This window comes from Microbulbifer maximicatervae (SeqCode), from assembly GCF_052467505.1.
Map to the genome: position 1 here is coordinate 4,669,146 of NZ_CP174313.1, position 20,806 is coordinate 4,689,951.

Annotated in this window: 13 protein-coding genes; 7 read left to right on the forward strand and 6 right to left on the reverse strand. The window is 47.2% G+C overall.

The features are described 5' to 3' along the window. Positions 1-78: 78 nt before the first annotated feature. Both ppk1 (ACJJIN_RS20590) and ppk1 (ACJJIN_RS20595) read left to right on the forward strand, forming a co-directional pair. Positions 79-2,127 (forward strand): polyphosphate kinase 1, encoded by a 2,049-nt coding sequence (gene ppk1, locus ACJJIN_RS20590; RefSeq protein WP_444896006.1) that lies wholly within the window; start codon positions 79-81, stop codon positions 2,125-2,127. 359 nt (positions 2,128-2,486) lie between these two features. Beyond that, positions 2,487-4,538, forward strand: a complete 2,052-nt coding sequence (gene ppk1, locus ACJJIN_RS20595) for a polyphosphate kinase 1 (RefSeq protein ID WP_444896007.1) — start codon at positions 2,487-2,489, stop codon at positions 4,536-4,538. Positions 4,539-4,665: 127 nt separating this feature from the next. On the opposite strand, the gene ACJJIN_RS20600 is transcribed toward ppk1 (ACJJIN_RS20595), so the two are convergent. After that, on the reverse strand, positions 4,666-5,175 hold the full coding sequence (locus tag ACJJIN_RS20600; protein WP_282931142.1) for a hypothetical protein: 510 nt from the start codon (positions 5,173-5,175) through the stop codon (positions 4,666-4,668). A gap of 56 nt (positions 5,176-5,231) precedes the next feature. Then, positions 5,232-6,986, reverse strand: coding sequence for a bifunctional isocitrate dehydrogenase kinase/phosphatase (gene aceK / locus ACJJIN_RS20605; RefSeq protein WP_282931143.1), 1,755 nt, complete (start codon positions 6,984-6,986; stop codon positions 5,232-5,234). 156 nt (positions 6,987-7,142) lie between these two features. On the opposite strand from aceK, the gene ACJJIN_RS20610 reads away from it, so the two are divergent. Together ACJJIN_RS20610 and ACJJIN_RS20615 are read left to right on the forward strand one after the other, a co-directional pair. Next, entirely contained in the window at positions 7,143-7,751 is a 609-nt protein-coding gene (locus tag ACJJIN_RS20610) for a MarC family protein (protein ID WP_282931144.1), read from the forward strand. Between the two features lie 149 nt (positions 7,752-7,900). Then, positions 7,901-8,635: a sulfite exporter TauE/SafE family protein gene (locus tag ACJJIN_RS20615; protein ID WP_444892098.1), complete on the forward strand. Its 735-nt coding sequence runs from the start codon at positions 7,901-7,903 to the stop codon at positions 8,633-8,635. Positions 8,636-9,030: 395 nt separating this feature from the next. On the opposite strand, the gene ACJJIN_RS20620 is transcribed toward ACJJIN_RS20615, so the two are convergent. Further along, positions 9,031-9,390: a putative quinol monooxygenase gene (locus tag ACJJIN_RS20620; protein ID WP_444896008.1), complete on the reverse strand. Its 360-nt coding sequence runs from the start codon at positions 9,388-9,390 to the stop codon at positions 9,031-9,033. A 927-nt stretch (positions 9,391-10,317) separates the two neighbouring features. Between ACJJIN_RS20620 and ACJJIN_RS20625 the strand changes: the two genes are divergently transcribed. Then, positions 10,318-12,180 carry a sensor domain-containing diguanylate cyclase gene (locus tag ACJJIN_RS20625; RefSeq protein ID WP_444896009.1) on the forward strand — a complete coding sequence of 621 codons (1,863 nt, stop codon included), beginning with the start codon at positions 10,318-10,320 and terminating at the stop codon, positions 12,178-12,180. A gap of 1 nt (position 12,181) precedes the next feature. On the opposite strand, the gene pstS is transcribed toward ACJJIN_RS20625, so the two are convergent. Together pstS and ACJJIN_RS20635 are read right to left on the reverse strand one after the other, a co-directional pair. Beyond that, positions 12,182-13,264: a phosphate ABC transporter substrate-binding protein PstS gene (gene pstS, locus ACJJIN_RS20630; protein WP_444896010.1), complete on the reverse strand. Its 1,083-nt coding sequence runs from the start codon at positions 13,262-13,264 to the stop codon at positions 12,182-12,184. Positions 13,265-13,375: 111 nt separating this feature from the next. Further along, positions 13,376-15,298: a PhoX family protein gene (locus ACJJIN_RS20635; RefSeq protein ID WP_444896011.1), complete on the reverse strand. Its 1,923-nt coding sequence runs from the start codon at positions 15,296-15,298 to the stop codon at positions 13,376-13,378. 229 nt (positions 15,299-15,527) lie between these two features. Between ACJJIN_RS20635 and ACJJIN_RS20640 the strand changes: the two genes are divergently transcribed. Continuing rightward, positions 15,528-18,131: a TonB-dependent receptor gene (locus tag ACJJIN_RS20640; RefSeq protein ID WP_444896012.1), complete on the forward strand. Its 2,604-nt coding sequence runs from the start codon at positions 15,528-15,530 to the stop codon at positions 18,129-18,131. 131 nt (positions 18,132-18,262) lie between these two features. Further along, positions 18,263-20,143 carry a phytase gene (locus ACJJIN_RS20645; protein ID WP_444896013.1) on the forward strand — a complete coding sequence of 627 codons (1,881 nt, stop codon included), beginning with the start codon at positions 18,263-18,265 and terminating at the stop codon, positions 20,141-20,143. Here ACJJIN_RS20645 and ACJJIN_RS20650 read toward each other — a convergent pair. Continuing rightward, positions 20,121-20,558 carry a VanZ family protein gene (locus ACJJIN_RS20650; protein WP_444896014.1) on the reverse strand — a complete coding sequence of 146 codons (438 nt, stop codon included), beginning with the start codon at positions 20,556-20,558 and terminating at the stop codon, positions 20,121-20,123. The two genes, ACJJIN_RS20645 and ACJJIN_RS20650, sit on opposite strands and share 23 nt — an antisense overlap. Positions 20,559-20,806 lie beyond the last annotated feature (248 nt).

Here is a 20,806-nt window from a genome sequence, read left to right on the forward strand (position 1 = left end):
CCGGTGTTAAGGCTGCTTCCAGAATAATCTGGATTTTTAAACTGCCGTCAGATACTGGGTGCGTTTTATGGTTTTGCAATGTCTAACGATGTGCCTCTATTTCCCAAAGAGTTGAGCTGGCTTTCATTTAACGAGCGTGTTTTACAGGAGGTGGAAGATGAAAGTGTGCCTGTTATTGAGCGCGTACATTTTTTGGGAATCTTCTCTAATAACCTGGATGAGTTTTTCCGTGTGCATGTTGCAGCGGTACGTCGTTTAGCAGCCTTTTCCGTTGGCGGAGAAAAGAAGGAATACTACAGTAATCTATTGCAATCGATTAATAATCGAGTGTTGAGGTTACAGTTGCGGTATGCAAAGGCCTATAACAAAGCTTTAAAGGATCTGGCAAAGCATGATATCCATGTGGTTAGGGAGACTTCGCTTAGCGATAACCAGCGCCAGTTTGTAGAAAGTTACTTTCACCGGGAAGTGCTTCCGGAGTTGGAGCCATTCTTTATCGACGGGCGCAAGCCTATGCCATTGATTAATGAAACCAGTATCTATTTTGCGATAGCACTTGAATTGGATGATGGTACCGAGCGGTATGTGGCAATGGAGATTCCTACGGATACACTTCCCCGCTTTGTGGAGATTCCTCCACGGGAGGGGAAGCGGGAGAAAGTCTACATCGTTCTCGATAATATTATCCGAGGATGCCTTAAAGAAATATTTCGCCATGTGGTGCCTATCGCTAAAGCCAGCGCCTATACCTTTAAGATCAGTCGCGATGCTGAGTTGGAGTTAAGTGAAGAGGTAACCCAGAATATTCTCGATCGAATGGAGCGCTCACTAAAAAAGAGAAAGCGCGCAGATCCGGTGCGTATGGCCTACGATGGCGATATGCCTGAGGCTCTACTGGAGTTGGTGAAGAAGAAACTGAAAATGGGTCGTTATGATACCTATACCCCCGGTGGGCGTTATCACAACTCCAAAGATCTGATGAAATTCCCGGGAGAATCCGCCCGACTTCGCTATAAGCGCCTCACACCACTGCCAGCCTTACCGAAAAATGAAAGTGTATTTTCACAGCTGTGCACAGGGGATCGGCTTTATTATTATCCCTATTATGACTTCCATGCGATTGTCAATTTCCTGGCCTCTGCCGCACTAGACCCCCAAGTTAAAGAAATTCGGATTAATCTCTACCGGGTAGCAAAGAACTCCCGTGTAGTTGCGGCTCTGGTTAATGCGGTTCGCAATAACAAAAAAGTGACTGCGGTGGTGGAGTTGCGGGCGCGCTTTGATGAAAAGGCCAATATCCATTGGTCCCATGAGTTGAGCGATGCCGGGGTGAATGTAGTGTATGGCATGCCCAATCTCAAAGTACATTGCAAGTTAATTTCTGTGCTTCGCCGCGAGGATGGCAAAGATCGTTTCTACAGCCATCTAGGCACCGGCAACTTTAATGAGAATACAGCGAAGGTCTATTGTGATTTTAGCTTATTGACCAACAACCAGGAACTGGGTAGGGATGTTTACAATGTATTTGAGTTTATGCAGGCACCGCGTAAGCGTCCTTCTTTTAAACGTATTATCACTTCACCATTTTTCTATCGGGATGCGATTACTGCGGCGATAGATCGTGAAATTGATGCCGCCCAGGCAGGGAAGGAAGCGGCGCTATTTTTCAAGTGTAATAACCTTGTGGATAGTCAGATTATTGAGCAGCTGTATCGTGCCAGTGCCGCAGGTGTAAAAATTCGTATTATCGTTCGTGGGATGTGTGCATTGGTTTGTGAAACTACGGGCGTATCAGACAATATTCGTATTATCAGTTTGGTAGATAAGTACCTGGAGCATGCCAGAGTCTATATTTTTCACAATGGTGGTGATGAGCTGATGTGGTTGTCTTCGGCGGACCTGATGAAACGAAACCTAGATCAGCGAGTTGAAGTCACTTTCCCGCTTATGAATCCGGAGCACCAGGCTACAGTTCGCAAAATTATGGAATTGCAGTGGAGTGATAATCAGAAGGCGCGGCTGATTGATGCTAAGCAAACAAATTCCAAGTTAGCTAATGAGGGACGAAAAGGTTGTCGATCCCAGGATGCCATCTATCGCTTTTTAAAGCAGCGCGAGGCGGAGTAGTATAGATCGTCAGTAATGGGCTGCAGACCTTTCCTAGATTAAAAGGTGACCCTTCAGTTTGTCTGTGGGGTCACAAATACCATTTGCACTGCTAACATCATTATTCTACCCAATTTAGGCTTCACTCTTGATAGAGTTCATCTTTCCTCTACTTATTGATCCCGCTACGAAGATAGAAACTCTACTGTTGGTTTTATAGCCGATATCACAAGGAGTTAATCCAAAAATACGCTGTCACCTTGTTCTATTATTTTATAGTTAGCCAGATTTTAAGCTCTGTACCAGTAGGGCGGATTTGGGGAGGCTGGTATCTGTATTTTGGTGACCAATAGTAGAAGCGTTGGTGAAGTGCTCTATCTATGCTGAATGATATTCCTCTATTTCCCAGCGAATTAAGCTGGCTATCTTTTAATGAGCGAGTACTACAGGAAGCCGAGGATGAAACAGTCCCAGCTATCGAACGGGTACACTTTCTCGGAATTTTCTCCCAGAATATGGATGAGTTTTTCCGCATTAAGGTGGCTGGTGTACGGAGGTTGGCGAGTATTGATTCTGGTGTGGGGCAGAGGGAGCACTTTTCCCAGCTATTGAAAACTATTAACGATCGTATTTTGACACTTGAAAAGCGCTATGCCGAAGCTTATGTCAAAGTGTTATCGGGATTGAAAAAACATAGTATTTATCTTGTTCGAGAAGATAGCTTAAATAGCCATCAGTTGGGATTTGTAAAAAATTATTTCCATAGCCTGGTTTTACCGGAGTTAGAGCCTTTTTTTATCGATGGCAGATCAGCAATGCCATTGCTGAGTGACAACAATATCTATTTCGCTATCACTCTGAATTTAAAAGGGGAGCCAAACAGATATGCAGTTATGGAGATTCCCACTGCTATTCTTCCCCGCTTCCTGGAAATCCCATCGCGCCAAGGCAGGAAAGAGAAAGTTTACATCGTTCTGGATAATATTATTCGAGTGTGCCTGGAAGAAGTCTTCCGCAATGTCCTGCCTATTCTTTCTGCCAAGGCATATATGTTCAAGATAAGTCGGGATGCAGATATTGAACTGGGGGAGTACGTCAACCGGGATATTCTCGAACGTGTTGAACGGTCGCTCAAACAGCGTAAGCGTGCAGAGCCGGTACGTCTTGCTTACGACATGGAAATGCCTAATACACTGTTGGAGCTGATTAAGAAAAAGCTGAAGATGGGGTCCAGGGATAGTTATACCCCTGGTGGGCGTTATCACAACTCCAAAGATCTTATGGGCTTTGCTCCAGACTCCAAAAGTTGTCGGTATAGGAGGCCGGCACCGCTCTTGGCTTTATCCACCAGTGAAAATATTTTTGACCAATTGCAAGACGATGATGGATTGTTCTGTTATCCGTACCATGATTTTTGGGCAATAACAAATTTCCTTGCTTCGGCCTCTATTGACCCGCTGGTAAAAGAGATACGTATTACCTTGTATCGAATGGCGAAAAACTCAAGGGTAATCGCGGCGTTAATTAATGCGGCTAGAAATAATAAAAAAGTAATTGCGGTTGTTGAATTGCGGGCGAGTTTTGATGAAAAAGCCAATATTTATTGGTCCCGTAAATTAATAGAAGCAGGAGTATTGGTTGTTTACGGCGTTCCTGAAATGGAGGTTCATGCGAAGTTAATTTCTGTAGTTCGCCGTGAGCAGGGAAAGAATTGTTTTTATACCCAGTTGGGAACAGGGAATTTTAACGAGAGTACTGCCCGTGTCTACTGTGATTTCAGTGTATTAACTAATGATCAGGGAGTTGGGCGCGACATCTATAACTTGTTTGAATTTATGCGATTCCCCAATACAAAACAGGTTTTCAAGCATATAATCGTTTCTCCTTTCTCATTGAGAAGTTCCTTTGAGCAGGCCATAGACCGGGAAATAGAGGCGGCCCTTGCTGGGCGTAAAGCTGGCATATTCTTTAAGTGCAACAGCCTGATAGACAGTAAACTGATTGCCCACCTTTATCGGGCGAGCGCTGCGGGAGTAGAGATTCGATTACTCGTTCGCGGTGAGTGCTCTTTGGTATGCGACACCCCTGGATTATCCGACAACATTAAGGTGATCAGTTTGGTGGATAAGTTTCTGGAGCACGCAAGGATTTATGTGTTTCATAATGGTGGTGATGAACTGATGTGGATGTCCTCTGCGAACCTGAAAAACCGCTGTCTGGATCAACGGATCGAAGTCACTTATCCGGTAACCAATTCTCGACACCTCCGAACCATTAAGAAGATCATGGAATTACAGTGGCATGATAATCAGAAGGCCCGCTTAATTGATGCCGGTCAAACCAATACCAGATTGGCTAATGAGGGGAATAGGGGCTGTCGGGCCCAGGACGCTATTTATCGCTACTTGAAGAAGCATTCCCAGAGGTACTAAAAAGGACAGAAGTAAAGCAGTGTGGGGCTCAAGAGTGTATGGAGCATAGAAGCTTTACAGGCTTAAGTGAGTATATCCACGTTATGTTTCAAATACGGTCTACTCACACTAGTGGCAACTCTTTTCTTTAGTTGGGGCTAAATCCCACCAGTTGTCCATCACTAAATGAAAAGCGATACCCCTGGCCCACCTTCAGTCGCTGGCCGCAGGGGGATTGAATTGTAATACGGGGATATTGCGGGGTGGAAATCCAAGTTGCAAAGTCGCCTCTGGGTCCGCGTCCCAGCAGCTGGTAATAGTCTCCATAGTTACAGAAGGCCGCTGGTGTACACCTCTCACTGCCCCATACATAGCCGATTACATCGAACTGTTGGGGAAGGCCATATGACTCTACGAAGGGTTGGCGTGGGTTTTCAGTAAAAGTAAAGACCTCATCAAAGGACAGGGTTGGAAACCCCCGGGCGGGGGTTGCACAGCTGACCACATGGGGTTTTCCTGTGATTCGTGCGTAAGGTGGTGGGCGTTTTGCTGGAGGGAGCTTGCCGGGGATGGACATCTCGCTGGGGAAATAGCCGCAACCGCTGGTCGTCAGCAGGGTATAAGTTGCGGCAACTAGAGCCCAGCGAAAAATATGCACGGATTATCCGCTCCCTTGAAAAAGTCCTCCTACCAATATAGTCATAGATTGGTCGTCTACTTTTGTTGTGCACGGTTATGGGAGCGGCGCGGGAAACGCCACTTGCGTCGATAGGGGAAAGCACTCTCCACATGTCCGGCGCGAATACGATCTTGTAAGAGTTTCCAGAAGCGATAGTTGTATAAATCGCCGTGCAGCTTTTCGAATGCAGCGCGCGCGGTGGGATTGCCAGAGAAGAACAGGCGGAATTCTTCTGGGAAGACGTCGGCTTCTGCGACGGTATACCAGGGCTTGTCGGCCAGCTCCTGCTCAGAGGTATGAGCTTCGGGAATCTTGCGGAAGTTACATTCCGTCAATGGGCAGAGTTCATCGTAATCGTAGAATACTACCCGCCCGTGACGGGTAACCCCAAAGTTTTTCAGCAACATGTCACCGGGGAAGATATTTGCGGCTGCCAGCTGTTTGATGGCATTGCCATACTCTTCCATGGCCTCCTTGGTTTGCTCTTCATTGGCGTGTTGCAGGTAGAGGTTAAGCGGTTCCATACGCCGCTCTACATACAGGTGTTTGATGATGACCCGCTTCTCATCAATGATCAGTTTTGATGGCGCCACTTCCTGCAGTTCTTTGATCAATTCTTCACTGAAGCGATTGCGATAGAAAATAAAGTAAGAGTACTCCTGGGTGTCAGCCATACGGCCGACACGGTCAGAGCGGGATACGAACTTGTACTTTTCCTTTACGATCTTCTCGGTGACAGTTTTCGGCTGGTCGAACTCATCTTTAATGACTTTAAATACTACAGGGTAGGAGGGCAATGTGAATACACTCATCACCATCCCTTTAATGCCCGGTGCAATAACAAACTTGTCGTTACTGACCTTCATATGGGCGAGGATATGGCGGTAGAACTCGGTCTTACCGTGTTTGTGGAAGCCGATAGAGTTGTAAAGCTCAGACTTCTCCTTGAGCGGCATAATAGTGGACAGGAAGCGCACAAAGCGAGAGGGGATTGGCGCATCCACCATAAAGTAGGAACGGGTAAAACTGAAAATAATACTGGCGGAGTCGTTATTGTAGATAAGGGTGTCCACAAAAATACCGCCGCGCCCGTTGTTTAGGCAGGGCAGGATCATGGGGATAACTTCGCCGTTCAGGATTATGCGCCCCACCAGATAGGCCGCTTTGTTACGGTAGAAAACCGACTCCAGCATGTCCACCCGCAAGTGTTTCTCGTTGTCCACATTGGCCAGAGGTGCACTGCGCAGGGATTCGCAGATATGGGCAATGTCGCGCTCCATATTTTCCCAGGGCGTGGAGAAGCTGAAATCCTTGAGAATATCTTCGACCATACACTCGAGGCCGTGGCGGCCGCTGTAACTGATATAGATGCTGTAATCCCGTAGCGGTTTGTCTTCCGGTGCTCGGGACGGCTTGACGAAGATATTGCTGTCGTGAATGTTGGTGTGATGAAACTGGCTGCAAAATACCGAGTTAAAAAAGGTCTCGGCGATCTCATAATTGCTGTGATTGGCAATCAGCTGTGCATAAGTGGCGCGGGCATCACGCCACAGCTCCAGCTGGCTGGTGTCCTTGCTGGTTACCGAATGGACCAGGTCCACCACTTGGGTGACCTTGGTTTTGTAAAGATCGATCCGGGCTTTATTGGCCTCATGTGCCGCTTGCCAGGAGGCGGTTTCAAAACGGGCCTTGGCGCCCAAAGTGATGTTCTGATAGTCTGCGAAATAGGCGTCAAAACCATTGAGGATGGTTTTAGCGATGCGTCGGGCGGTCGGTGAGTGATTCGTCATGCACTAGACTTTTTTTCTAAGTTACAAGTTACGCTTGCGCCAGCAGTTACCGTAGATAACGGCGTTGGACCCCCTAAGCACACCTCGCTCCGGTCCTGCCCATACTGCCTGGGGCTCTAATTAAGCGGATAGTAGCATGGCACGTCGGAGTCCCAATTGAACGATTGGATCAGTAGCTTTGTCTTTTTCTTTGCTGTGATTGACCCGGTGGGTACTCTGCCAGTGTTTATCGCAGTCACTTCACGACATGCAGAGTGGCAAAAGCGCAGGATAGCTTGGCTGGCAGTACTCGTTGCCACCGGGATCTTGTTGTTCTTTTTGGTCGCAGGGCAATTCTTCCTCGAGGCGATTGGCGTGCCCCTTTCTGCGTTTCAGGTAGCTGGAGGCGTCGTCCTGTTCCTGTTTGCCTTAACCATGATATTTGGTGAGAGCAAGCCAGAGCAGGAGATAGAAATCATCCGTGAGGGGCATGAGACAGCGATTTTCCCTCTTGCGGTGCCCTCCATTGCCTCACCCGGAGCCATGCTCGCAGCTGTGGTACTCACAGATAACCATCGATTTGATGTGGTTCATCAGCTGAGTACAGCATCTGCCATGATAGCGGTGTTGGCGATAGTGATATTGCTGCTGCTAACTGCCAACTGGATATATCGATTTATTGGTGATGCCGGGGCCAGTATCGTAAGTCGCGTTATGGGGCTGATCCTGGCCTCCGTAGCAACAACCAATGTACTTGTCGGGATTCAGCAGTTCTTTTCAATTTAGCTACTGGCATTTGGTTTTGTACTGGTTGAGCTAAGGCTGCGTTTCTTCTAGTGAAGAGAGTATTGGATTGCCGGTTAGTGTTGGAATTGCGCCCAAGCCTGAATTTCTACTTTATTCACTGTGATTTTTGTGACTTCTGAAGCGGTAAAATGATAGAGCTATTGCTGCTGATTTTTGGCGTCTTGATTTGGTATATCAGCACGCTTGCGGCCGGGGGCGGGGCACTGCTCCTTGTTCCAGTGATTAGCTTTATCGTTGGCCCACACCTGGTTGCACCAACGGTAACCATTGCCAAGTGCCTGGCTTCGCCCTACCGGGCCCTGATTTTTTGGTCCTATATTGATTGGCGGGTAGTACGCTGGCTTACCCCGGGAAGCTTAGTCGGGGCATTGCTAGGTGCATATTCCTATACACAGATGTCCCCAGAGTGGATACAAATAGTGGTTGGGCTTTTTTTAATGTCCACGATACTTCAGTATCGCTTTGGCCATAGGGAAAGATCTTTTCCCATGTCACTTCCCTATTTTTTACCTTTGGGATTGGTGACCGCTTTTGCTTCCGGTCTTATTGGGGCAATGGGTCCGCTTAAGAACCCTTTCTTGCTGAATTATGGCCTCGAGAAAGAATCCCTGATAGCCACTAAGGCCTTTAATGGGCTGTTAATGCAGCTTGTAAAGCTGGGAACTTATATTACATTCTCGGCGGTATCCCTAGAGTTGGCATTCTATGGTGTGGCGGCTGGGCTTGGGGGGATTATTGGTGTAACCCTCGCGAAAAGGAGATTGAATCAGGTCAGCTTTAAAAAGTTTAGGAAATACACTCTATTGGTAATGTTCTTGTGTGGCTTGGTACTAGTGATAAAAGCGCTTTATGACATGGCTTAGATTTATAGGGATAGTATTTATAATTTATTGCTAAAACTAACCGTTTGGAAAGCAAAGAATTAAAATTCGGTCCCCTAATTACAATACTATCATCATAAGAATTAGGGAGCCTCTGAATAACTCCGTGATACCTCTGGCATGCAGAGCGGTTCTCAATCAAGGCGCGGCTTCGCAGGAATGTCTAGACCTTTCAAGAAGTCGCAACGCGGAGTGTGAATCGCTCTGCAAGCCCCGAAGGGCGGGCCTTGAAGGCCACAGCTGCTGCGTTGCCGCTCTTGCAAAGGGCTTACGGCCATTCACGGCGAGTTGCGCCTAACACCTGCAGCCTTCAAGACCCGCAGAGGCATTACGGAGTTATTCAGAGGCTCCTTAGTACAATTTTTATATTCAGTTTATTAATGGCTGCGCTCGAATCCTGCATAGGTGTGATACTGCTGGGGGGTTAGGCCTGCATGGCGTGCCTGAAGATCTTTGGGAAGATCGCCTAAATAGATGACGCGAGTGGGTTCTGCCGTCTTGAGCCAGCGCTCTGAATAATTCTCCCAGGTATCCACATGTTTATGCGCGGCACTTACATCTTTGAAATGCTCGTAGACAATAATTTCTCCACTATCAGAAATATAGTACTGATAATTCAGTGTCCCCATTTCTTGCTGTGAGATAATCTCTACCATTTCATCAACAATTGACTTAAAGGCCTGCTGCTGTCCGTTTTTTATTTTCGCCTCCACAATCCAGCCAACATTATTAAACATAAGTATCTCCAATACGGTTTAACAGGCTTTGACATAAGTAGTAGAGCAACAACTTTTAGACCCTGGGAGCATGCTGACTGATAAGCAACCCGCCGCTAAATACCTGAGGAGGAATAACTGCTCTACTCAGGAAGAAGATCAAGAGATGGTCCTAGATATTGTAGACGACATCGTGGCGTCTAGTTTGGTAAGGCTAGCTTTTGATAGCCCTCCAGTTGCACTGAACTTCACCGGGCTCCTTGTATCAGAAACCTGCTTCAGGAGTGACTATTGGTTCATTGTTTGGTCTAAGGGAGGGTTCAATGCTTGTGTTGTGAGATAAGCCCAATTGTATTCAGCTGTTCTTTAGAGGCCCCTTAATATCTAAGAGTGGCATATTTTCCGTATGTACTGAATGGTAAACAACGATGAGATCCCCGGATCAGCAACAATTTCTAAATTTAGCGTTCTAGGGACAATATTTAAATTTGATGTGGGTAGTCAAATGTAATCGTCAACAGGAATTTTCTCTTTGGCGTATTTAAGATTTTGTATTCTTTGTCTCTCCTAATTAATACCAGACTTTAAGGCTTAGCCCCAAGGTGTAAGACGGCGTAACAGCCTGTGTACCCTTATTTCAAGCTAAAAGGCATAAAACACATTACTTAAGCGCTTGATAAATGAAGGGTGAAACTGCCAAATAGGGGGAGTAGAAAAAAGTTGTACCTGATAATTTAAAGTCCTTGCTAGGGTGTTTTTTGTACAGGTGCAGACTTGTAGAATTCATACATAGCTATTTTATGTAAGTATGAATTGATGACTTTCTTGTATGGAAGCTATGTCTCTGAAATACAACAAACATCATCAATTCACTTTGGAAGCCAGTATCCATTATGACTGAATTGGTCTTTGTGAAGACGGAAATTGTTGCGCATCTACATAGTAATAATGAAAAAAACAATTGGTGAATTTGAACTGTGGACTCAAAAGGGTGGCCCTAAATGGCACTACCGTTTGGTTTGTTGTGCAGTGCTGATGTTTGTCATACTTCTTTCTATGCCCAGTTACCCCCATACGGTTGTGGATGTCACCTCGTTGGAGGGAGGAAGTAAACCGAGTGGCTTAAATGCAATTTGGCATGATCCAGCGGGATTTGGAAACATTGTTGAAGCTGAAAAAGCTTACAAAAATAAGCTTTTTCTTCCCCTGGGAACTGCCGGATCTACCGGACTTAAATCTGGAGCCTTCTGGTCTCACTTCATATTAAAAAACTCCAGTAGTGAAACAGTTTATGTCTCAATTGAATATGTGGATAACCAGCTCGATGGGCTGGCGGCCTTTTCTAGGGTTCAGGGCGGCAGTCAACCTTATACGGAGCTGGCAAGCCTGTCTGCGAATCAGCCTTTTTCCAGTCGAAAAATCAAGCATCATCGCTTTGCTTTCCCATTGGAAATCCCCCCCTTCGCATCAAAGGAAATGATGGTTAAATTTGATGTTGGAGTTTTAGGTGTTGCCTTTCCCAGTATGCGCATTTGGCGACCTGAACAACTTGAAGAGAGGAGTAAGGCTGAGGCCATTTTAACGTCATTTCTTTTTGGTGGTTATTTTTTGATGGCCATTCTTGCGCTGATTGGCGCTATTACTGCGCGTAAGAATATCCTGTATCTATACTCGTTATATTCCGTAACGAAAATTTGGGTGTGGGGATCTTTACTGGGATATACCCACCAATATTTGCTTCAAGAGCAATTTGATTGGCGCTACCAATCGATTAGTAGTGCTGTGGCGATCCTAACCGGAATTCTTTTTGCCCGATACTTTCTTGAAACGGCAAAGTACACCCCAAGACTGGATTACTTTTTAAAATTAATTCTATTCAACGGGTTATTCCTGGTTATTTGCGTTGTACTGCAGTGGGAGGCTCTGGGGCACATTTCCATGATGCTCGCTCTGTTTTTCTATCCTGGCGTTGTTGTTGTCGCATTGGTACGTTGGCGACAAGGGGATACTTCTGCGGCCGTTTTTGCTTTAGCCTGGGGCGTTTTGGTGTTGGGGCTTTTGGTACAGGCGATGAGGGATCTCGGTTATGTGGTGCACAATCCAATTAATTATTATTGGCCCCCGGTTGCCTCTTTTGTTGAGATGTTGGCAATAATGATAGCTATTGGATTACTGGTAAAACGTTTACGGCAACAAAAAGAGACTGCAGAAAAAAGGTATCTACTACACCTGGAAGCTTCGAGAACCGAGCTGGAGCAACAGGTAAAACTTCGCACACAGGAATTGGAGTACGCTAAAGCCAAGGCTGAAGAGGAGGCGCGCACAGACCCGCTAACAGGTATTTTTAATCGCCGCTGCTTTTTTGAAGAGGCCAGTAATCTAGTGGTTGTGGCAATTAATAACCAAATGCCATTGTGTGTATTAATGCTGGATATCGACAATTTTAAATCTGTTAATGATATTCATGGCCACTTAATCGGCGATCAGGCACTCTGTGCGACTGCCCGAGTAATTTCCCAACACGTACGGGATGTGGATATCTTCGGGCGTATTGGTGGGGAGGAATTCGCGCTAGTACTCAGCTCCAATGTCGAAGGAGCTATGAAGGTTGCCAATCGTATACACCGGGATATCGCTAAAATCGTGATTAAAAGTGCAGTTGGGCAAGCTCAGTTTACCGCAAGTATTGGCATCGCCCGTCTGCAGGGGCGAGAAGATATCCTGGAGCTAATGCGACGAGCAGACTCTGCGTTGTATCAGGCCAAACGCGCTGGACGTAATCGTATTGTGGAGTGCGCTGAAGCTACGTAAATTAGCGTACGTAGGTAACTGCATTGAGTACTTTTTGACGTATATTCTCCGGAAGGGGCACCAGGCCCAAGCTTCCGGCCTGGCTTTGGGATGCGTTGCTCAACATAAAGACGAGCATTTGCCGCAGTGCTTGTGCTTTTTGGTCATCCTGGTCTGCGTAGAGTAACAGCCAGGAAAAGCTGGTAATGGGATAGGCGGTTTCTCCTTTGGGGTCCCAGATCCAGGCGATTAGGTTGGGAGCTCCACTAATTGGTAATGATGCTTTTGGAAATTCAATCTCTGAAAGAGCCTCTGCTCCGCTCTTGGGGCCTGCGGCAATATAATTTCCCGCGTGGTTTTCCAGTAAAGCCACAGGCAGGTTTACCAGTTGGGCAAACCCGTGTTCGACATAGCCAATGGCCCCGACTTTCTTGCGAACCTTAGCGGCTACGCCTTGATTGCCCGGTGCTCTTTTAAATCTGGGCAACTTTGGCCAACTGGGTGTTCTGTCCAAACCAATTTTTTCGCGGAAATCCTGGCTCACGCTACTCATATGTCCAGAAAAGATATACGAGGTCCCCGAACTTTCAGAGCGGGTGACAACGGTAATCTCATCTCTGGGCAACTTGATATCGGGGTTTGCGGCTGCGATCTTGGGGTCATCCCAGTGGGTTATTTCTCCCAGGAAAATCCCCACATAAGCTTCCCTGGACAGTTTTAGCTTGTCGATCCCGGGAAGGTTAAACACCAGTACGACTTCCCCAGCAGTAACCGGTAGTACCACGCCACCGCCTTTCAGGTTGCGTAACTCATCGATCTCAATAGCGGCATCTGAGGCGGCAAAATCAACTGTATGACCGAGGAAGTCCCTGATGCCGTCACCGCTACTGCTCATCTCGTAGAAAATAAATATATTGTTTTCCCGATGGGTGAACTGCCGAAACCACTCGACATAGATTGGGTAGGGGAAACTGGCGCCGCTGCCCCGGAGATTTACAGGATTTTCTGGTACCTGGGCAGTTCCCGGTGTGGCCGCAAGGATAAAACTGGCGATTGCCAGCACAGCGGTAAGGCGGCGTATAAGGGTTGCACACCTCGATATCATAGGGACCTCGGCTTATAGGCCTCTGACAGCCTGCCTATAGGCGGGGTGAGAGGCCAAAAACTGCTTTAGATTAAAATTTTAGCAGGGTCCCTGGTTTGTCATATCAATTGCCTAGCTACCGACTATTTGGTCGTCCTCACGGTAAATGGCCAGTACTGATGGCCGAGGCGGTAACTGGGGATTATTATCTGGCCAACGGTGCAGGGGTTGGTCATAAGTGGAGTTGCGCGAATCGGCCGGATGTTGCACGGCAATAAACAGGGTTTTTCCATCGGGAGTAAATTCCGGCCCGCATACTTCAGCCCCTTGGGGGCAGCCAAAAAAATGCTTGGGTGCCGCTCGCAAAGGCCCTTCAGTAGCCATTGCCCAAAGTCCATCGTGGAACCCAAAGCGCTCACAGCCATCAGTAGCAATCCACATATTCCCCCTGGGGTCGAAAGCGACGTTATCGGGATTGGCAAACCAGCCGTGCTCAGAGATATCGTAAGGGGACTGCTGTCCATAGGCGCCCCTTTCAGCGGGGTTTTCAGCATTGGGATTTCCGCCAAGTAGAAATTGCTGCCACTGAAATTGTGCGCTTGTGTGGTCGCGGTTTCCCTTCTTCCCGGGGGGCGCTATTTCCAATACATGGCCGGCAGTATTGCGGGCGCGGGGGTTGGCGGCATCGGTATCGCTGCGCTTCTTGTTTTTGGTCAGCATTACATAGGTGCAATCATTGTGGGGGTTAGTCTCCACGTCCTCCGGCCGATCCATTGGCGTGGCTCCCAGTAGCGCGGCTGCGCGGCGCGCATCAATCATTACATCTGCTTGATTGCGAAAACCATTCTCTGCGGTCAGTGGGCCCTGGCCATATATCAGCGGCAGCCATTCGCCACCGCCATCGTCGGCAAAGCGCGCGGCATAGAGCGTGCCATTAACGAGTAGCTTTCGGTTTGTATCGGGATCTTCGGGCTGATAGTTATCTTGGGATACATAGCGATAGACAAATTGATGTTCATCATCATCGCCGCCGTAAGCAACGATCGGTTGTCCCGGTTTACAGACCAGGGTAAAGCCTTCGTGCTCAAAACGCCCCAAACTGGTCAGCTTGCGCGGTTTTGATTGGGGGTTATAGGGGTCAAACTCCACCATCCAGCCGAATCGGTTGGGCTCTTTGGGTTCTACCTGAATATCAAATCGACGGTCGTGGTCACCCCAGTTGCGATTTTCTGGTTTTATACCAAAAAGTTGATGGTTTTCGATCTCCCGGGAATCTTCGAGCTTTTTTGGGTCTCCCTGAAAAGCGCCGCCAAACCCCTCTTCGGCAATTAATACGGTTCCCCATGGAGTTTTTCCTCCTGCACAGTTACCTATGGTGCCGAGGACCTGGGTTCCGCTGGGATCTTGGCGGGTCTTTAAACGTTCGTCGCCTGCGGCGGGGCCAGTGATTTCCATTGGCGTCGTAGAAGTTATCCGCCGGTTATAGGGACTGTCAGCTACTACTTTCCAGCCCTGTTTACTTCTTCGAATTTCCACGATGGAGTGTCCGCAGGCGGCCTGTTCAATGGCCACATGCTCGGCACTCACTCCTCTGGTGGCACTGTATTCGTCGTTATAACCGGGGAACATTAGATGGGGTTGGGTGTATTCGTGGTTGACACATAAAAGCCCGCGATCACTATTTTTGCTTTGTATATGCAGGTACCCCTGGGTAGAACTGGTCCCCACTGCCAAGGGCATAAAAGCAATAAAATCGTTGTTGTAACCGAATCGCTGTTCCTGGCCGCTGGCGCTAAGTTCTTCAGGCTGAAAAGGTGTTCCCTCTCTATTTAAGGGATCTCCCCACCTCAATAGAACCGTGGATTTATAACCCTCTGGTAGATGGTGTTGGTAATCCAGTCTATGGGGGATTTCTTTAAAGGTGAGGGAGTTGCGTGTGGGATTTTCACTCCCACTACAGCCGGGTAGTAAGCTGCTTACAGCACCAGAGGCGGTTACACCACCCAGGACTTTAAATAGAGATCTGCGTGCTGGGTTTTTGGGACTTTCGTTCATGACTGCTCCATATTTGGCTTCAGTATATGACGCTTTTTACTGTTAATTGCCTTGATGGTTCTTTTTAAGGCGATGGATATCTGTGTAAATAGCAGGGCTTACATCTATCGTCGCAGTACTAATTGACTATGTGATGACAAGCTTAAAAAAAATGTCACGTAAAGTTCATAGCGGCCTTCTAGTCTGCGTCCAATTCAATTAACCACCGGTAATGTGGGAGTGGGACGCAATGAAATACAGAACTTCAGGCTTGCGGTTACTGGGAATGCCATTGGCGGCTCTGGCGACTGCCATCATTAGTGCAAATGCTGTGGCAGAAAATGAGCAGGTAATGGAAACGGTGACGGTTACCGCCCAGGCAAGTAATGCGCGCAGCGATTTGGATCGGCAGCGCGATGCCAATAAAGTCGTAGCGGTGCAAACATCTGATGCGATTGGTGAACTCCCCGATGCCAATGTCACAGAAGCGTTACAGCGGATGCCCGGTGTATTTATTGCGAGAGATCAGGGGGAGGGGCGTTTCGTTGGGGTGCGGGGTATAGACCCAAATTTGAATGCGGCGACAATTAACGGCGTGAGCCTGCCAGCACCGGAAACAAACACCCGGGCGGTAGCCCTGGATGTTATTCCATCGGACTTACTGGCGAGTTTGGAGGTATTTAAAACTCTTACGCCGGATATGAGCGCAGACTCTATTGGCGGTGCCATTGAGATTAAAAGTCTGAATGCCCTGGATTATGACAGCAATCGCTACAAGTTCAGCGTAGAGAATAGCTACAGCGAGCTTCAGGAAGAGTACAGCCCCAAAGTGGCTGCCACCATGACCAATATTTTTGAACTTGATGGAGAGCGCCGTCTCGGGGTGGCATTGGCCCTAAGTCACCAAAAGCGGGAGTTTGGCTCAGATAATATTGAGACTGACGGTAGCTGGGAAGAACTGACCGCTGAAGATGGCTCTGTAGCTAAGGGCGCGACCGAAATAGAACATCGCGATTACAGTATTACCCGGGAGCGCACAGGTCTTGCTGCCAACTTCGACCTGGACCTGGGCAGTGACTCAAGCATCTATCTCCACAGCTTGTACTCCGATTTTTCTGATCAGGAAATCCGCCAGCGCAATTCCTGGAAGCTCGATGATGAACGCGATGAGCCGGAGACTATTTCGGCCAACTCGGCAGAGTGGGAAGAGGCAGCGCTAGAGAAGTCCCTGAAGGACCGCCTGGAAGAACAGGAAATTATTTCTGCGGTATTTGGCGGAGAGCATAGTTTTGAGCAATGGGGATTGTCCTATGCCTTGGGATATTCCCATGCAGAGGAATCTGAACCCAATCGACGAGATACCGATTTTGTCTTGGACTCCCTGCGTTTGGGGTATGTTGAAGCTGGTGATACTCCCCGTATGGCGGTGGGAAGTGAGGATGTTGAAGCAGTATTGGACCCGGCCAGTTATCAACTCGATGAGTTGGTCATTGAAGATAACTTTACTGAAGATGAAGAAATCAGCTTCCGTATTGATATCAGTAGAGAAATTGATTGGGCTGGCAATCCTTCAGTAGTTAAATTCGGATTACATGAGCGTCAGCGAGAAAAGACTGGCGACTTGAATGCGACTGTATATGAAGAGTTTGATGGGGATTACACTCTGGCGGATTTTTCTCGCAATAGTATCGACTACGGCCTGGATGCATTTGGACCCGGGGTTAATGTTGGAAGCCTTAATAGTTTTATCAATGCTAATCTGTCTGATTTTACTATAGATGAGACAGAGACCGCTTTGGCATCCGCCCGTGACTACGCAATGAATGAAGACATCACGGCCTTGTATGTGATGAATTCTATTGAGTTAGACCGCTCCCAGCTGGTTTTTGGGGTTCGCTATGAGCGCACCGAATTTACTGCTGAAGGTGTGAATGTGGCAGAGTCGGAAGAGCCCCTGCCGGGTGCCGATTTAATTTCAGAAGGGGTTTATGCCACTGAGGTTAACTACGAGCGGGACTACGACAATTTCTTCCCCAGTATTAATTACAAGTTTGATTACAACGATAATGTTGTTCTCCGTGCAGCTTATTCGGAGTCCTTATCGCGTCCATCATTTGGCTATTTGAACCCCTCTCCGGCCAAAATTGAATACGATGATGGGGAACTGGAGGTTGAAGCTGGAAATCCAGAATTAGACCCCTATGAATCCCGCAATATCGACCTATCTGCCGAATACTATGCGGACGACCTGGGTATGTTCTCTGTGGGACTTTTCCATAAGAGTATCGATAACTTTATTGTTATGTCTGAGGTTTCCAGTAATACCGATTTTACCCGTTTTGTAGGGAATTTAGCGGTTGATGATGCTGAAGTATGGCAACCGATTAACGGAGACAACGCCCGTATCAGCGGTGCCGAACTGGCCTGGACCCAAGGTTTTGAAAATGGGTTCTTACTCAGGGCTAATGCAACATTAACCGATTCAGAAGCTGATCTGGGTCTCAATAGCAGTGATCGCAGTGACAAAATATCTATGCCTTCCCAGGCGGATTTTGTCGGCAACTTTATTGTAGGCTATGAACGCGATGCCTTTAGTATGCGCCTGTCAGCAGCTTTCCGCAGTGAACGCCTGCTGGAAGTAGACCTTGAAAATGAGGTCAATGACCGCTACGAAGAAGACCATTTGCAATTGGATTTGTCGGCCCGCTACCGCTTTGATAATGGCCTTCAACTTACTTTTACTGGGGTTAACCTCACGGATGAGCCTTACTATGTTCACACGTCTGGGTTTAATGGTCAGTACGAAGAATACGGTCCGACTTATGCGATTGGGCTGAGCTATAGCACTTTCTAGAATTTTCACTGGAATTTTTGGATTAGTGTAAATTCTTATCCTGATAAAGCCCCTGCAATATTGTGGGGCTTAGTTTTTTATAAAAATAATATTTTCTGTCAGTTACCGGTAAATCGTAAGCAGGTTTTATTATGCGTTTTTCAATAGTGGGTGTTTTGTCCTGCCTTATATTACTCGGATGTGATCTTGAAAAGGATAGTCAAAGATTATCTTCGCAAAATATCATCTCTTTAAAGGGTGTGATAGCTGAACAGATTCAGTTGGTCGGTTTCCCTGAGCAGCAATACTTGTTGCTATCTAGTAAATATAAGGGGCTGGTGCTTGTAGATGAGTCCGCAAAAATACAAGTTCAAAATGATGCCAGAGTAGAGGCACTTGCAATTCAGCCAAAGGAAGATGGTAGCTACCTGGTGGCGGCTTACGAAGAGCAGGAAGCGCAATTACATCTATATCAATTATTTACTGATCTAAACGATGATTTGCGGCTTCAACTTTTAGGAAAGCTTGAGAATGCTAAGCCTGTGAGCGCACTCTGTTTTTCACTACAAGCAGGAAGAGATCACCTGTTTGCCATTGGAGAGGACGGACTGGGGTTTGAGTACCTGCTTTCTCCCAGCGGTGGGCACTGGGACTTTACCGAGATCCGCCCAATATATTTGGGGGAGGAGGTTAATAGTTGTAGCGTGGATAACCGTCGGGGGCGATTACTGGTATCACAGCCGCCTGTAGGGATATTGGCATTGAATGCCGATGCAGAGCGAGATGAGGAGCGTGAGCTTTTAATCTCGGCGAAACGGCTCGGTGATGATTTCGGCAGCTTGCGATTGGGTTATCAGCAGGACCAAATCTGGATTGCTGTGGAACAGGGAGTACAGGCTTTCGACTTGTCAGGAAGTGGTATGCCCGACCACTCTTGGACATTGCCTGCAGAAAGTCCTGCCTCTATAGCAGTTTTTGGTGATAGGTTGGCCGTGTTAAATGATAAGCAGAGTGAAATAACCTATTTCCCGATAAATACCAAACTGACCAGAGTTACAGATAATCCGCTTGAGATTATTCCCACTATTGCCGCCAGGGGACAAACTGACCCCGTTCACTCTTATGGGGATGCTGCCGATGATCCCGCCATTTGGGTGAACCCTCATTCGCCGGCAAACAGCCTGATTTTTGCTACAGATAAAAAAAAGGGGCTCAATATCTATCATCTATCAGGCGGCTTAAAACAGCACTTTCCGGTAGGCAGGGTTAATAATGTTGATATCCGTAAAATTTCCCACCCCGATATCGATGCGATTGCCGTTGCCTCTAATCGTACTAATCCCGGTTTGGATCTATTTTCTATCAGTATAACGGGCGAGGTGGGGTATCTTGGATACCGGGGTATAGGGCTTCATGATCCCTATGGCTTGTGCCTGCAACAGGACGATAGTGGGCTTTATGCCTGGGTTTCTGACAAGGAGGCCAGCTTGCATCAGCTCAAAATCAATGTCTCTGAGTCCTCCAATGAGTTTGAGATTGAGCAGGGTATCCAGTTTGATGACTATGGACAGGTTGAAGGCTGTGTTGTGGATGACCAGTTCGGAACCCTGTTTTTTGCTGAGGAGGACCGGGGGATTTGGCGGCTGGACCTAAAGTCCTTATCAGAGGCCTCTCCAGAGTTGGTGGCAGAAGTGGATGGTGAAAAGCTGGTGGCAGATATAGAGGGATTGGCACTTTATCAGGATGGCGACAAGGGCTATCTAGTGATATCCAGTCAAGGTAATGATAGCTATGCACTATTCAGCCGTAGTGGGAATGAATTTATTACCCATTTTCGGGTTGGTATGAACCCCCAGTTAGGTGTGGATGGCAGTTCGGAGACCGATGGTTTGGCCGTTACCAGTTCAGCTTTGGGTGCGGAATATCCTCAAGGTTTGTTAGTTGTTCAGGATGGGCGCAACCGAATGCCCAGCGCAGCCCAGAATTTTAAATTGGTTGATTGGAGGGATATCAATCGTCTGTTGTCTCACTAGCGGTATCGGGGTTTTCCGGCTGGCTTAAATTGTTAATATTGCGGGCTCTCTGAACCAGGTAAACCAGAGAGCTTGCAAGTATCACTCCAACGATATCGGCGGCCAGATCAAGTAAGTCAAAAGTCCTTGAGCGAACAAATGCCTGGCTTATCTCTTCAATCAGGGCAAAGCCAAGCACTGCGATAGCACCATAGTAAATTCTAATAAAGCCGAGCTTAAAATAAGTGGCGCGGGTGGCAGGTATCAGGATAAGGCCAAAAGTACCAAACAAGGCGATATGGCCTAGTTTATCGCCATAGGGCATAGCACGGACAAGGTCAAAAAATATACTATTCGATCCGGTATTGGCTAGATAGATAATCCAAAGAATAAAGAGAAAAAATAGTAAGGCTGATGCCTTGAGAAATCTTGACATAATACTTATTGATACAGTTTTGTCTAATCTTGTGAAGCTTGGCTATTGATTTTATAGATATCTGATTGGATCGGAAAGATAGGCCGTTTGGCTATGTGAATTATCCAGAATGTGATGGCTCAGTATCAATTATTTTCGACTTACAGTCCCTACATAGGTAGGCGATACCATTAACATCTAGTGATTTACTTCTAGATCGAAACTCATAGGGCTCCATATTTTTCTTACAGTCGGTGCAAATAGGTGGG